This window comes from Pseudoalteromonas sp. S8-8 (assembly GCF_000497875.1).
Classification (GTDB): Bacteria; Pseudomonadota; Gammaproteobacteria; order Enterobacterales; family Alteromonadaceae; genus Pseudoalteromonas; species Pseudoalteromonas arctica.
In genome coordinates this window covers 26,155-41,767 of the sequence record NZ_AUTR01000047.1, presented here as the reverse complement: position 1 = coordinate 41,767, position 15,613 = coordinate 26,155, and the positions used below count along the sequence as shown (strand labels likewise).

Sequence of the window (15,613 nt, the reverse complement as noted above, 5' to 3'; positions counted from 1 at the left end):
TTGTGCCGTTTTTTTGCCACCTACCGGTAAACAACCGACCTACCCAATATAATAAATAATATAGTGCCATATTGTGCCGCTTTAGTGCCGTTTTCATACCACTTGCCTATAAGCGATTGACATCTCCAATACCATAAACTGCGCATTTCCATATTACGCCGCTTTCATGCCGGTTTTATGCCCATTTTGTTCTGTGGCTTTGGTATTGACTGTGTTTTTAGTTTTCGCTCACTCAAAATAGCTAATTAGTTCCATAATTAAAGCTTAGAGGTGTCATTTTGGGGTGCTCTAATATTTAAAGCTTTTAATTACTGGGTGTATTCTCTGCCTGAACAATAAATATAGGAGTGTAGAGAATGGCTAAGAAGATAGTGAGAGCTGCTGAGGTTGGGTTCGGAACAGTAAGTTTTACTGTGTCGGGTGACGATAAGCCAGTGATAAAAACGTTTAGCTCTTCTGTTGGGCGAATTAATGAGAGCCGAATTGGGCAAGCCGATATGGGGATTGGTAAGCGTGAAACGGTAGAAGTAGATATTGATGGCGACATTTTTGAAGTTGGGCCGGATGCTTATTTAAGTGCTCAAGATTCTGATGATGTTTTAAGTGATCATTATGTTGGTTCCAAACAATATAAAGCATTATTAAAAGGCAGTCTTTCTCTAATGCATGATCGTGTTATTGATTTGCTTGTTGTTGGCCTACCAGTTAATCATTGGTCCAAAAAAAATGAGCTTATAAAGCTAACTGAAGGTGTGCATGATTTCAAAGGCGGTAAGCAACGAATAGTTAAAAAGACTATGGTGTTGCCACAACCTGTTGCTGGATTAGTCTCTTATGCGACAAGTCTACCTAAACAAGAGTTTGAAAAAAACTTTAAAACAGCAAACGTTGTTTGTATCGATGCCGGATACTTAACACTAGATGTATGTACATCTCGTGGACTAACGCCAATAGAAAAAAGAAGTGGTGCAACTGAGAACGGCTTTTCAACTGTGTTGAATGAGATAATACCGACCCTATCAAAAGCTTTTTCATTAACTAACAACCTATCAAGGCGCTTAGTGGATGATGCTTTCTGGAAAAAAAATGGAAAGCTAAAGGTTAGAGGTTACGAATACCCATTTCCAATTTGCAAAAAAGAAGATAATGATCTTGGTATTGAATATGACGTAACGGGGAATATAAATAGTTCTACAAGTACGGCTGCAAACTATGTAAGAAATATTGTAGGTAGCGGTGATGACATTGATTATTTTGTTTTATTTGGTGGACCTATTAAAACGTTTGAACCTGCTATTAGAGCGCAATACCCACATCACAAAATGATTGTACTAGAAAATAATTTAACTACCGTTGTTGAGGGGTTGTTCTACGCAGGCAAACAAGTCGTTAGAGGTTAACCTATGAGTAGTATAATTAAAGTAACAGCGAGAATAAAAAGAGAAAGTAAACTTGGGGTTCATTTGGTCAATGATTCTCAGTTATCTGGCTATCCTAATGAGTTAATTAGATTAGCCATTCAAGGTTTGTTATTTGAGAGTCTAGTTAATAATGGGGGCGAGGTAAAATTATCAGTTAACCAATCGAATCACTCTTTGGTTAGCAGTAGTTTGAACAAAGCCTCTAATGCTGTAGAAAAAACTCAAAGTAAGCCTGAAGAACAAACCCAAATTGAGTCTGTAGAACAAGTTGAGGAAGATGAAGACCAACTTGACCTCGTACCTTACTTGGGCAGGTACATTGACGATTCTGATTTTAATTTTACAGATTCAAATGGAAATCCTGATTAAATAACTGCTCATCCAATCCTTTAGGATGGGCATTTTATAAAGCGCTTTGAAAAATAAATGTAATTTAATTTTTTTTATTTTAAATGTTTTAAGTTAATGTCTCATTAAGCATTGAATCTATTAGTATTTATAATTTAAATTAAAAATTAACCCACCCCTAGTCACAAGTGGTGACGTTATTTTTATTGAGATGTTCCTTTTATGAATCTATAATTCAAATTCATTGAATAATTTTAAACGGAACTAGAGCAATGCTAGAAAATGCTAACAACCTTGCTGAGCAAATTAATAACTACTTTAATTGTAATGTGGAGCTGTTATTAATTATTAAGTCACTTATTGATTTTGATTGCGATATTGAGGGTGTCATTGGCATTGATTCACAACTTGTAGAAGCCCTTAAAAGTACACATGTTCAAGATATTGCATGTTTAAAAAATGCAGATTCTCGCCTTCCTTTATTCCAATTAGCGTGCTCACCAAGTGACCTAACTAAAGCTATTGCTAGTATGACAAAAAACAAGCCAAAAGCAGGGTCAATAGACCACATATTTGCTTCTGAGGTTAAATAGAATGTCTATATCATTGACTAATATTTATAAAAATGAAATTGCAATATGCGCTTTAGCAGTGTTAGGTACTGAGAAGAAGATCCTACTTGCTTTGTCTCATAGACGAAAAGACAACATTAAACACTTTTGGAAAGACCTCCCTTTTTCTAGACAATTTCGTCGTGGTCAAGGGGGTTGGGTAAAAGATACTGAAGGGCGGTTGATGGCCGACAGAATTTTATCGTTATATAAAAAAATGTATAAAGATACCCAGCTCGACAGACCTATAACTGGTGTTCAATTACTGAATATGTACTATGCTTATAATGCATTGTACCCAAACTCAAAAATTCACCCTACTCGTATATTTTACTTTTTCCCACTAGTACGTGAACAGCTACTTGGTATTATGCCCTCATGTGCTTGTTGTTCTAAGTCTTATGTAGTTCATTATGATGACAACTCTGATATAAACCTTTGTGCATCGTGCCAAATTACTGGTGCGAAAGCTCCAAAGGCTAAACGTGAGAAACATGAGCTATTTGAAGATCAGATAACTGATGTTCCAATGCATGATAATTTACCTCAGCGACAACAAGTTTAAAAGTTAATGTAAGAGACGCATTTAAAAAATTTGATTTTTAATATTTGAAAACCAATACTAGTAGCAATTTCAAGTGCCAAGGTGTTGGTTTTTTATGCGTAAAACTTTTTTATCATTACTTCTTATTGCTTCACTACCTTTGCAGGCCGGCGAATGGCTTGATCCAATGATTCCTAATAAGTCACAAATAAGCATTAATTTTGTTAACTTACTAGGTGATGAACAGGCTTCGCTAATTAATGTTGGGTCAAACAATAATGCTGAACAAAAGCATTATCTTGCGGGTGTGCTAATTCAAAAAGATAAACCTAAATATTTAGCTTTAATAGTAGCTAACTTAGATAAAAGTTTGTCAGGATTTGATTTTGATTTCAATCACGTAAATGTAAAGGCTACATGTTCTCGCCTAAAAGGTGATGTGGCAGATGAACTCTTAAAAACTAAGGCTTATTTATCACAAAGCGTGGAGCTGTACTATAAACAAATGTCATTTTCTTCTCCATGGCATCAATTTAAGCAAGCAAGTAATACTAAGCGTTTTATTCAAAAAATCTCAGATGTCGGTAATGTAAATTCTATTTCATTGTGTGAAATTCCAAGTCAATTTTTATAATTTATAAAAGAGGCTCATTAGCCTCTTTTTTATTTCTTCAGTTAACTATCCCCCTCCTTTTTTAGACGATTGAATGTTTAGAGGTAGCATATTTGTACTCTCTATTATTTCAAAAGTTCCTATATAAATAAGAAAATGGCTCAATTGAATATTGGGGGTCATTTTGAAAAACACTATATTAGCTACTTTACTACTTGCAAATTGCTTTAACGCTTCAGCTGCATCATCAACTTCAACAAACTCTCCTTTTTATGGCGATAAGTACAGAGGTTGGTATTGGTTTGAAGATCCACCAGTAGAACCTGAAAATGAGCCAGAAAAAGAAAAACAGGCAGCACCTGCAGCTGAAACTAAGCCAGAAGAAGAGAAAAAAGAAGAAAAAGTGCGCTTAGATGTTGCTTGGCTCAGATCAAAAATACCAGAATATCAAGAAGTTGCAATTAATAACCCAACGAGGGAAAACATTGCACGATACATGTATGTTCAGCGTTACATGCTAGATATGGGCTCACGATTTGCAACTAAAACAACGGAATTTAATCAGTTCGAATCTGAATTAGATGAATCAAAACGTCGCCCTATGTCCACGTTTTCATTAAACGTATTTAAAGATGACACTAAAAAAGCGATAAGCAATGTTATTAGTGCAATCAATGAAAAATCTCATTTATGGTTTTTCTTCTCCTCTAATTGCGCCTATTGCAAAAAACAACTTCCGTTATTAAAAGAATTAAAAATACGCTTCGGTATGAATGTACTTGCTATCTCAATGGATGGTTCAGTATTGCCCGGCATGGAAGATATTGAAGTTGTGGTTGATAAAACAAATGTTGCTCAACGCTTTGGCGTTCAGTTCACACCAACCATGTTTATGGCTCTTAATGACGGTACCGGTTTTACCAAAATAGGTGAAGGCTTAACTACATTACCTCTAATGCAAGACCGTATTCTTTTATCCGCCCGCTTAAAAAATGTAATTACCGATGAACAGTATCAACAAACTCAAAACGTTCGGGAGATAAATGTGCTGACCGATACGGATGGAACTATGTTAGCGGATGCAGAATTAATTGAGAATGATCCTGGTTATTTAGCTGAAATACTAAAAGCGAAATTAGCTGATTCTAAGCCAGTAGGTGCTCAACTGTTTAACTCTCTTTCTGGGGAATAATGATGAAATTAAAAAGAATTGGAATTTTTGTTAGCTTATGCATATTAACAAGCTCTCAAAATGCTAATGCAGGAATGAAAGACTTATTTGATTCGTATCAAAATGATTTAGGTCCATATCAAGTTGACGTTGCTAGTGGCAATAACTGGGGGTTAGGTCAATTTTCTGCTCGTTGGAATCAGCCTACAATTGATGTTGTATCATTAGAAAGCCCATCTATGTCAGTAGGTTGTGGCGGCGTAGATCTATATGGAGGTTCGTTTGGTCTAATATCAGGCGACGAGCTAGTTCAAGTTGGTAGAGCTGTTGCTCAAGGTGCAGCTGCGTACTTTTTTAAACTAGCAATTAATAATATCTGCTCAACATGTGCTGCAGAAATGGAGAACTTACAAAACAAATTACAGCGATTTAATGAACTGGCTCGAAATGCCTGCGCTGAATCTCAAACCTTCTTAGCTAATAACGAATATGTTGGTGAAGATAGGTTGGTAATGCAAGAAAGTCTTATTAGTTCAGATATGGCCTCAAAAGTCGGTTCTGTTACTAGCTGGGCGGGGTCTATTCTTGGCGATAAAAATACAAATGAAAAGAAAGATTTAAATACCAGAAAACTAACTCTTGAAGGTAACTCAGTCTATCAAGCGGTTACCTTACTAAACCCAACTTCAGCAACGCCTTTTTTGGATGCGCTTGAGTTTAAAGGTGATACGCAGAAGAAAAAAATGGCGTCTATGTTAATGACTTTATTGGGTACCAAAGTTATTAAGTTTGAAAATGGTGCGACTGATGTAGATTCAGAACCGGGAGTTGATAACACTGGACCTGCTAATTATTCTGATTTCATTTTTGGGAAAACAGCTGTACCGATAAAAATTAGAAGCTGTGGAAATGAAACTATCCCAACTGGAGGCGATTATCGCTGCTTAAATGTTGAAACAGAAACAGTGAGCTTTACTCCATTAGAAATGGTAGTAAAAGCGAGACTTGTTGGAGAAGCCGGTAGCCCTGGTATTTTTGCTAAATATTTAAGTCAAACACCTCTTAACGCAGAGGAGAAGCGCTTTGCTAAAATATTCACTTTCCCATATGTACGTTGGGCAGTATTTGCTAAAGAGAACCATATAAACATAGACGATATTGCGAATTATGCAGCTACATTGTTGTTGAGACAAATTAACGACGAAGTTTTTAATCAGGTCAGCAAAGTTTATGCAATGACCGCTTCGGCTAAAGAAAATATGTATAACTCAGGCACATCTTTAAAAAAGGAGTATGAAATTGCATACAGAGACTTTAGCAAACAGTATGAGCTTGTAAGCGATAAGATATATGCAAGTAATACAGAGAGCACCCAAGCCCTCCAAACAGTAGTGCAAATCTCTGCTATAACCAAACAGACTAAAGGGTGATATATGGACTTAAATGTTTATTTACAAGGTGATTTAGAGTTTGCGAATGATACTCTTGTTGCTGTAGCTCGTATGTTTAACGCTGGTTCGACTTACGAGCAAATACAAACAGGTGCAGGGATTTTAATATTCCTAACTCTATTTTTATCATACTTTAAGTATATTTTAGATCCAGAGCGCTCACCTTACCCTTTTAAAGAGTTTGTCTTCGGCGTTATGGGCTTTATTATGTTTGTAGGTCCCCTATCCCCACGTTTTACTGTTCATCTACAATCAGTTTCAACTAGTTCGCTTGACGTTAGAACTGTCTCAAATGTACCTTTCTTAGTAGCTGTTCCTTCTTGGGCTGGTACGAATTTAATAGGTGGCTTACGTGATATAGCTGCCAATAACTTCACAACACCTTCAATGGGCAGTAATGCACCCGCAGACCCATTAGGAGCACTTGTAAGACTCCATTCTATTCCTATGTCTCCCGTTATAAACTCCTTAGATCACCCGGGACAATACGACTTTAAAACGTCTATCAAAAATTATATAAATGATTGCTATATACCTGACCAGCTATTAAGTACAGGTAATCCAAATGGGAACATGGGTGGACTAGATGCAGCTCGCTTAGACAAGGTAATTGATAAAATTAAGGTTACATACCCTGACTACTACACGAGAATATTTTTAAATAATAGTCCAGATGGAGAGTATCTATCGTGTGACTTGGCCTATAACAAAATCTATGCCCATGTAAATACGGGCAAATTCCCTACTATGGTTTCTAGTTATTATGAAGCGCGCGGCGTTGATGGTCCTTCTATAACTGCTGCATATAGCCTTTTGACTGGTGGCGGTATGGCCAGCCCTAATCCATATGAAATAATGGCTGGTCGTTTTCTTGCTTTTCATACTTACGAGGCTCTACAAGGTCAAGATAGCCCGTGGGTTAATAAAATGGTTTTTGAGTCAATGCAAAAACGTTTGTATGAGCAAGCAGGTGAACGCTCTTTGTTCATGAACTACATGATTCCAATGATTTCTGTTTTTGAAATGTTTACGTTCTTTATAGGCCCTGTAATGATCCTATTATCTGTTATGGGCGGGGCTGGCTTCGCCATGATAGGTAAATACATGTACCTCATCTTGTTCGTCAATTTATGGGGTTTCATAAAGGTTTTTGTTGATTTATTTACATATAAAGCAGCAGAAAAAGCATTTTCAGTATCAACTAGTTTCGCACAGATGGACCCATTTTCAATGGGAGCTATGCCCGCTGTAATATCTGAAGTAGAGGGCTTCTTAGGTGTTGCTTCTGCTTTAACTGCTGCAATTCCAATGCTTGCAATGTTTTTACTTTACGGTGGTGTTCACTCACTAATGGGTGTTATGAGTTCTGTTAACCCAACTGGTAAAGGCAGTGTTGATGGTACAAATATGGCCCCAAGATTATCAAGTTCATGGTCTGATGGTGCGCAAAGTATGGGTACGCACAGCAATACATACAACGCTGGCACTGGAGCTATTGAAGCTAACGTGAAATCAAGTGATTCGGGTCGTTTTGCAAACGTAAATATAGATTCTGGTATTAATAATTCATTAGGTAATTCAACATCCATTGCCGAGAAAGATGTTCAATCAAAAACCCAAGCATATGAGCAGACTGCATCTACTGCTATGGCGTCGCTTGAACAAAACGCAGATGTAGTAGCAGGATCAAAAAACAAGACTTGGGGAGATATGAATACGGCCGAAAAAACCGTTGCATTGAAAAAGTCACTTGAAGAAGGGCAAAGTATTTCTTCGGATGCTGCTAGCCAAGCCGCATTCCAAATTATGGGGCAAGCAGGAGTTTCAGTAGGGGGCGGCGTTAATACGCCTAAAGGTTTTTCTGCGGTAGGTGATACTCCTACTCCTGGTAAGCTTGGTTTGAACGCAGGCGTTTCAACAAATTTATCAAATATGGATATGACTAAATTTGGTATAAAGGATAGTTCAGCCCAAAAGCTTCTTGAAGATGTAGCAGAAAGCCATAAGGGGCAAACAACTAATAGTGAGCAAGGTGCTTACAATATTTCCGAATCAAATCAACAAAGCGAAAGTTTTCAAGAAAGTTTAAATAAAGGGCATAAATTACAAGAGCAAATTGCACAATCACGAGAACTTTCAACTAACTTAGGTGCAATGTACAACTCAAGTAATGGTCTTAAATTTAGCCAAGCGCTAAATAATGAAGCTTTAGCACCCCTTGTAGATGGCAAAGCTTTAGATACTTATATTGATGGTCTATCCGACGATCAAGTTAAATCATTAGTGGGTAATGATGCTGGTGGCACAGTTGATAGTAAAAAAGATTACCTCAAAGATAAATATCAAAAAGAAGGCGCTGAGTTAGCAGGTCCAGCGCAAGCAGGTTACGGAGGTATGCTGTCTATACTTGACGACACATTAGCAAAACAACCGCAGTCTATCGATGAAGTTAACAGCCAAGCAGATATGCTTGCTGATTGGAGCCAAGTTGTATCCGACAATGGCCAATCAAATGGCGCAACACCATCTCAGCTTAATGCGCTAAGTATGATGAATGACTCTTACCGTAAACTTGATGAAACTACAGCAGATGGTGGCGTGATAAAAAATGCTTCCCCTGAGTTACTAGGATTAGATACAGATACTTCTAATGCTAAACAGGCCGAAAATGCGATTAAAACGTCCAAGATTGATAAGCCTTTTAAAAATGATATTCCTTCTGAAAGTGACTATTCAAAAGAAAAATACGGGGCAATGACTGAAAAACAAGCTGATGCAATGAAACGTGTTGAAGGTCATACTTTATTAAGTGGTGACCAACAAGATGTAATCGATAGAATTAAAAGCGGAGAGCTAAACGGTGCAATGTGGGCGTTCGGGCAGATTGAAGGAGAAGATAAATTTGCTCGATTTGCTGCTGATAGAGCTGCTGAATTAGGCTATGACGAAAAGAGTGTTTATGAAGGTACTCAAGCATTGAATACAAAATCGCCTTCTGAGATCCAAGATATGTTTGGTCGCGTGAATACCGGCACAGCTTCATTTGATGATATGAAATCAGTAGCACAAATGTCACATGCAGCTGATTATTTGACTAATACACAATCTGGCAACGACTCTTTTATTGTAGGTTTAGGTGCTGGCGAGTTAGATGAATTTAGCGGTTCTACATTAGCATTTAAAGCTGGAGAGCAAGCGTTAAGTAAAACAGCGCTAGGTCGCGATATTAACGATGTAATGGATATGGGTGGTAAAGAAGGGTTTAGTCACGCGTCCGCTATAGATGCAGTGGGCTTGATGGCCGGTAAAGGTGGTACTGTTGGTGGACGATTCGCTTATGAAACATCACAGATAGACTTAGAAAGTAAAAATCAATCATACAAAAATGGTATTGATAGAGCCGACAAAGATAGCTTCTTTGGTTCCGGTATAAATTACGGAAAGGACGGTGATTATAAAGGTTCAGCTTTAAATTCGTTCAAAGATAAAGCTGCCAATATTATCCAATCTAATCCGACAAGTTATGACGCTCATTCTGCTGTAGCTAACTTACCAGCATTGCTTGATAACGAATCACTTGTAGGTGGTAGAAATGGTGAATTTACATCTGACCTAGCGAAAAAAGTAATGCTAAGTGGTGGAGATAATAACTTATTAAGAAGCGTACATGAGAATTCGGATGAATTAAGGGCTTCGGTAAATTCTTTACCTGATCAGGGCAACCTAGTCGAATATAAAAAGAATATGAATGAAATGCTTGACCAAGCTGGCGTTGCTTATAAAGAGCAAGGGCTATCATCCCTTTCACCGTATTCTGACGGGAATGAAATACAAAAGACAAGTAATGTTGATGTACCAATGGAAGTAAGCTCTAGTCAATCTCCTGTAGCAACATTCAAGACTGATAACGGTAGATTTACTTTACAATCACAAAATGAAGATGGTTCATTTGTTTATCAAAATGAAAAGGACAAAGGTTATTCCTATAAGCAAGGTGATGCTTACATGTCACCTATAGAGAGTAAAGAGCCAAATAGTGTAAATTCGACTAGTAAAACTACTGATAAATCGCTTAAAGCACCTGAAGGATCTACAAATACTACTCAGTTTGATAATAGCGAAATACCACTATCTACTGGTGTATCAGCATTCGCAGTTGGTGTTCCTGGTCTATTGAATTATGTAAATTCACAAACTAACGCTAATCAGTCAAAAGTAAGCGATGAAGCGGCAGAAAAACAGATACAAGGCGTGGATAGTTCTTCTTCTGTCCCAAGAAATACTTCTTCTATTGATGGTTATACTTCACAACCAAAAGCAGACAATACTCAGGCTGACAATGACAACTCATTAAATGGTGATCAAGCTCTGAACGCTCAGAATGTGAAAGCTACTGATGTTGGTACAGGTAATACGCCGCTAAATACAGGAGTTGCTGCTTCAACTGCTCAAGGTAACGCCACTCAGCAAGTGGATGAGACTACTCAACAAAAAGCTGACAATGCTCAGGCAGGCAGTGAGAACACATTAAATGGTGAACCAGCTGATAATGGCCAAAACGTGAAAGATGATGTCGCTACTGCAAGCACTGCACCGCTGAATACGGGTGCTACGGCTTCAACTACTCAAGCTAACGCGACACAGCAAGTGAATGACGCTACTCAACCAAAAGCTGACAATGCTCAGGCAGACAGTGAGAACACATTAAATGGTGATCAAGCTGATAATGGCCAAAACGTGAAAGCTGATGCTGCTACTGCAAGCAATGCACCGCTGAATACGGGTGCTACGGCTTCAACTGCTCAACCTAACGCGACTCAGCAAGTGAATGACGCTACTCAACCAAAAGCTGACAATGCTCAGGTTGACAGTGAAAACTCACTAAATGGTGAACCAGCTGACAATGAGCAAAACGTGAAAGCTGATGCTGCTACTGCAAGCAATGCACCGCTGAATACGGGTGCTACGGCTTCAACTACTCAAGCTAACGCGACACAGCAAGTGAATGACGCTACTCAACCAAAAGCTGACAATGCTCAGGCAGACAGTGAGAACACATTAAATGGTGATCAAGCTGATAATGGCCAAAACGTGAAAGCTGATGCTGCTACTGCAAGCACTGCACCGCTGAATACGGGTGCTACGGCTTCAACTACTCAAGCTAACGCGACACAGCAAGTGAATGATGCTACTCAACCAAAAGCTGACAATGCCCAGGCAGGCAGTGAGAACACATTAAATGGTGAACCAGCTGATAATGGGAAAAACGTGAAAGCTGATGCTGCTACTGCAAGCACTGCACCGCTGAATACGGGTGCTACGGCTTCAACTACTCAAGCTAACGCGACACAGCAAGTGAATGATGCTACTCAACCAAAAGCTGACAATGCTCAGGTTGACAGTGAGAACACATTAAATGGTGGACCAGCTGATAATGGGCAAAACGTGAAAGCTGATGATGCTACTACAAGCAATGCACCGCTGAATACGGGTGATGATCCTTCATTAGCTCAGAGTAATGCGACCCAACAAGTTAATGATGTACAAAAAAAGGAATTAGAAACTAAAGGTGAAAGAAATGAAGATGTGCAAAGTGGTAATGAAAGTAAGCCACAAGCTGACATTGCTAATAACGCTAACTTAGACCCAGGTACACAGTCTATGCCTAGCGATGTAAACGAAGAGCCACCAGCGACAAGCAATGATGTTACCGGCAATGCAGATCAACAATCTGAAATGTTAGATGAAAGTGACGCTGTTAGCGGTACAGATACACCAAAAGAAACTAGTTTAGATGCGCATCCTGCACCACATTCAATGATGAGTGAAAATACAGGAGACGTAGACACTGGTGCTCATATAGAAGCTGGAAGTAAAAACAATGTACCTATTAGCGAAAAAATAGAAACAACAACTGACGGTGTTGATGCACAAATCTCATCTAAAACACCAATAACTAGTGAGTCAGATGTAGAGGAACTACCAATAGATGCTATGCAGTTTTTAACTGATAATGAAGTTGGCCCTAAAGAGTTTGAAACAGACTCAGGTGAAAAATATACTCGCGTCGGTTCGTTTGGTTCTGCCGATGATCCAATTGGTAATGTATACGTTAATTCCGATGGTAATGCATTTTTCAATGATGGATTTAGTTCTAAATTACAGGACTATGGTGATATATCCGGTATTGACTATGTGAAACAGAAATAACAAAAAAAGCCCGAAAGGGCTTTTTTCTAAACGGTCGCGCGAATTGTCAAAATTGCTATTATGTTAAAAATTTTAAAGATAGGCTTTGGTTATGAATAAATATACGTTTGCAGTCGCTCTACTTGGTTTAATTCATTTCAACGCAACAGCAAAGCAAATTGAAGTGAGTGTTTCAACTATCGGCCTTACTGAGCATCAGGTTAGAGAAAAGGTAAAGTTGGAAGCTCGCTGGTATTCGGCCAAAAATGTACCAGTATTAGTTTCCGGCAGTGAAAAAATAAACTCGATCGGTGAATACAGCAGAGAAGTTACCGCTTTATCAGCAGCCGCTTTAAATATTACAGTGTTGAACGAATATTGGGATAACGAGGCTGAGACTTTAACCAGTAAGCTAGAAGTCACTCAAAATACGGATATAAGTGAGCATGTATTCGGTAGCCTTCTGAAGAATGACGCTTTAAAAAAACAGTTACGAAAAGCATATGAAAACTTGGATAAAGTTTTAAAGGTTAACTCAGAATACGATTTTACCGCTGCAAGTAGTGAAATGGGGATGTTGGACACGGTTTATAACGTTTTGTATATGCGTAATAGTTATGAAGATTCAATGCGGGTGAAATCATTATTACAGATTGATTATGAAAGTTATGTTTTAAATAAGTACATCACCCCTTATTTCAATTCATTGGAGCCCATAGCTATTGATGTAGACGATAAAGGGTTGGTTATTAAGTACGGGAGTAAGTTTTATAAAAAGCTCTCAAAGAGCTGTATGGCGCTTGTAAATGCATTTTTCTTTCAAAATACAAGTTCAACTAACAAAATATCTAGCAATACCTGCATAGACGAGCCGATATTTAATCAATTAGATCTTTCATATAAGAAAAAATGGTATGCATATGCTTCGGACTATAAGGATGGTGAAATTGTAATTATATATCCAAAAAAATACTATGGTGCTGAAGAATTAACGAGAATAATGAATGATCCTGTTAACGAGCTAAGAAAAATAGTTGTGATTAGTTACAAGGAAGATAACAAGGTTCGTTGGTAAATTTATGATCTGGTTTGCTTATAAAAATGCCTAGGCGAAGATGTTTAGCCTGTTTAATGTACGTTTAACAGGCTAAATCGGTATGAATTTCAATTCAAATAACTTGTTAGTAAAATACTGATCTACACTATTATTTCGGGATGATGATACAAGTAACCTTGGGCAAGTTCAGCTCTAGTTTTCTTTGCAATCAATAACTGCTCCTTTGTTTCAATCCCTTCAATAACTACTTTATGCCCTCTGTTTCTAATTAAATCGACTAAGCGATAGAATTTAATAGCGTTAGCTTTTGATGTTGTCGCTTTTTGTATTAACGATATATCCAATTTTACAAAATCTGGGTTTATAGAATTTAACGATTCAATATTAGATAACCCTACCCCGTAATCATCGATAGCAATTTGAAATCCATGCTTTTTCAAATTAGCTAAATTCTTCTCAAATATAACTTCATTGTGTTTGGCTTCACACTCAGTCACTTCTATTACTATTTGTGTGTGAGCTAATAACTTTGATAGCTGGTTACTGCAAAGATTAAAAGAAATGTTAGCAATCTCACAACGGGAAAAATTCATGAAAACCCATACATTACGCTGTTCAGCTATTTTTTTTACGGCAGTTATTTTCAGATTTGTTAATTCGACCAAGTTATCAATAAAAAAATTCGATGAAAATGGCTTGCTATTCTGAACGACAGTCAACTGACGACGTATTAATAATTCACATGCAAGCACTTTACCTGATTGTAAGCCCACGATTGACTGAGAGTAGTAGCTGACATTATTCATTAATGTATTCCACCAGCTCCACAGGAATATGATTAAGTAAAAAGAATGTAGATTTTAGTGTTTCATTCTTTTTGTCCTTTATAAAGATACGATGCAGCTTACCCTCTTGCCTGGTTGTCACAATAAACGCGTCAATATGATGGAACGTTAAACCGAAAATAGTCAGTGATAGTGACGTATTTGATACCTTCATTCGCACTAATAGCACAATCAATGAAAGAAAAGTTGGTATAGCAAGGTCATTAGGTGGCGTATCTTGATAGCCTGAGAAGTAGTGGAGCATCATTAATGGCCACAATACGCCTATACTCATTAAAATGATAAGTATAGCTCGCACAGGTGGTGATATCGAAAATAAATAATAAGTTCTGTTCATAATTACTCCTTAAATTTTCAATATTATAAAACAGGGTATTTGAGTCATGAAATTTTACACATGGGTAAAATAGGCTCTGTAAGTTTCGGCTAAAAACAATTTTTGCTTTAAGATAGCTATGGTTGATCTAAGAGAGAAGTTTATCGAAGTCAAATTCTTCATTTAATCTTTAATTTTTGGATTCAAAAGATTTAAGGTTTGATGTAATGAGAACTATTATTATATTTCAGTGAGTTAATTTGATTACATGAAAAAACATTACAGTGCTTGTTAGATTTTATTCGTTAAATCGCTTATTATTAAGTTTGAGTGCATTAAAAATTGCGAAAATGCATGACTAGACGTAAGTTAATATAATTTAAGGTATATAAATAATGCCATCGACAAACTCAATATCTAAACTAGGGTTAGAGGAAGCTGCAGTAAAGCTTTTTCAGATGGGTATTCGTTCTGCAACAGATTTTCAAAAGTTGTGTAACGGCCAGTTTAATGGATTGCAAGGTCGTCCAGCAGATATTCCCTCTAATCCAATGATGTATTTTAAAGAGATCAGCAACTTTAAAGAGCTTCTTAAACTCGGGCAAAGACTAAGTGAAGAAATACAGGCTGAAGAACAGCCAAAAAAAATAAACACAGATGAACGCGATGTAATGTCTTATGAAGATCTAAAGCAATTGGTGCGAAAATACAACGTAACCTCGATACGTCAGTGGAAAAAGGTTGTGAAGGAAGATAAGTTACCGGGTTCTTTCCCTAGCTCTCCACAGGCTTACTACAAGGATTTTGAAGGCTGGGATCTGTTTCTTGCGCCTAAAGCGTCCCGTTTTTTAGAATGGGATGAAGCAAAAGCCTTGGCAAAAAGCGTCCGTGTAGAGCATGGTTTAAAAAACGCTTATGATTGGCGTTGGCTTTCAAGGCAAGGCCATAGACCAGCAGAGTTACCGAGTGCGCCTGATTATTATTATACTCAGTTCACAACATGGAAAGATTTTTATGGACTGGAGTAAACATATTTGTAATAGCAGT

The 15,613-nt window shown here is 37.6% G+C and carries 12 protein-coding genes; 10 read left to right on the top strand and 2 right to left on the bottom strand.

Annotated features, from left to right (window positions below):
* Positions 1–356: 356 nt before the first annotated feature.
* The 9 genes from L659_RS1000000123245 to L659_RS0116165 all read left to right on the top strand — a co-directional run bounded on the left by L659_RS1000000123245 (position 357) and on the right by L659_RS0116165 (position 13,423).
* The gene (locus L659_RS1000000123245) at positions 357–1,400 is read left to right on the top strand and encodes a ParM/StbA family protein (protein ID WP_024591226.1); all 1,044 of its coding nucleotides are present in this window, start codon (positions 357–359) and stop codon (positions 1,398–1,400) included.
* Positions 1,401–1,403: 3 nt separating this feature from the next.
* Positions 1,404–1,790, top strand: coding sequence for a hypothetical protein (locus tag L659_RS0116200; RefSeq protein WP_024591225.1), 387 nt, complete (start codon positions 1,404–1,406; stop codon positions 1,788–1,790).
* A gap of 251 nt (positions 1,791–2,041) precedes the next feature.
* On the top strand, positions 2,042–2,362 hold the full coding sequence (locus L659_RS0116195; protein WP_024591224.1) for a hypothetical protein: 321 nt from the start codon (positions 2,042–2,044) through the stop codon (positions 2,360–2,362).
* A 1-nt stretch (position 2,363) separates the two neighbouring features.
* Positions 2,364–2,945 carry a FlhC family transcriptional regulator gene (locus tag L659_RS0116190; RefSeq protein WP_024591223.1) on the top strand — a complete coding sequence of 194 codons (582 nt, stop codon included), beginning with the start codon at positions 2,364–2,366 and terminating at the stop codon, positions 2,943–2,945.
* 94 nt (positions 2,946–3,039) lie between these two features.
* A complete protein-coding gene (locus L659_RS0116185; RefSeq protein ID WP_024591222.1) occupies positions 3,040–3,558 on the top strand; it encodes a hypothetical protein in 519 nt (172 codons plus the stop codon).
* A 163-nt stretch (positions 3,559–3,721) separates the two neighbouring features.
* A complete protein-coding gene (traF, locus tag L659_RS0116180; RefSeq protein WP_024591221.1) occupies positions 3,722–4,729 on the top strand; it encodes a conjugal transfer protein TraF in 1,008 nt (335 codons plus the stop codon).
* A gap of 2 nt (positions 4,730–4,731) precedes the next feature.
* A complete protein-coding gene (locus L659_RS0116175) occupies positions 4,732–6,138 on the top strand; it encodes a conjugal transfer protein TraH (protein ID WP_032827111.1) in 1,407 nt (468 codons plus the stop codon).
* A gap of 3 nt (positions 6,139–6,141) precedes the next feature.
* A complete protein-coding gene (locus tag L659_RS0116170; protein WP_024591219.1) occupies positions 6,142–12,369 on the top strand; it encodes a conjugal transfer protein TraG N-terminal domain-containing protein in 6,228 nt (2,075 codons plus the stop codon).
* A 91-nt stretch (positions 12,370–12,460) separates the two neighbouring features.
* Entirely contained in the window at positions 12,461–13,423 is a 963-nt protein-coding gene (locus L659_RS0116165) for a hypothetical protein (RefSeq protein ID WP_024591218.1), read from the top strand.
* A gap of 122 nt (positions 13,424–13,545) precedes the next feature.
* On the opposite strand, the gene L659_RS0116160 is transcribed toward L659_RS0116165, so the two are convergent.
* Both L659_RS0116160 and L659_RS0116155 read right to left on the bottom strand, forming a co-directional pair.
* Positions 13,546–14,211, bottom strand: a complete 666-nt coding sequence (locus tag L659_RS0116160) for an EAL domain-containing protein (protein WP_024591217.1) — start codon at positions 14,209–14,211, stop codon at positions 13,546–13,548.
* Positions 14,204–14,587: a hypothetical protein gene (locus L659_RS0116155; RefSeq protein ID WP_024591216.1), complete on the bottom strand. Its 384-nt coding sequence runs from the start codon at positions 14,585–14,587 to the stop codon at positions 14,204–14,206. The genes L659_RS0116160 and L659_RS0116155 overlap by 8 nt, the downstream gene beginning before the upstream one ends.
* Positions 14,588–14,961: 374 nt before the next feature.
* Between L659_RS0116155 and L659_RS0116150 the strand changes: the two genes are divergently transcribed.
* Complete coding sequence (locus L659_RS0116150) at positions 14,962–15,594, top strand: hypothetical protein (RefSeq protein ID WP_024591215.1); 633 nt, start codon at positions 14,962–14,964, stop codon at positions 15,592–15,594.
* The last annotated feature ends 19 nt before the right edge of the window (positions 15,595–15,613 follow it).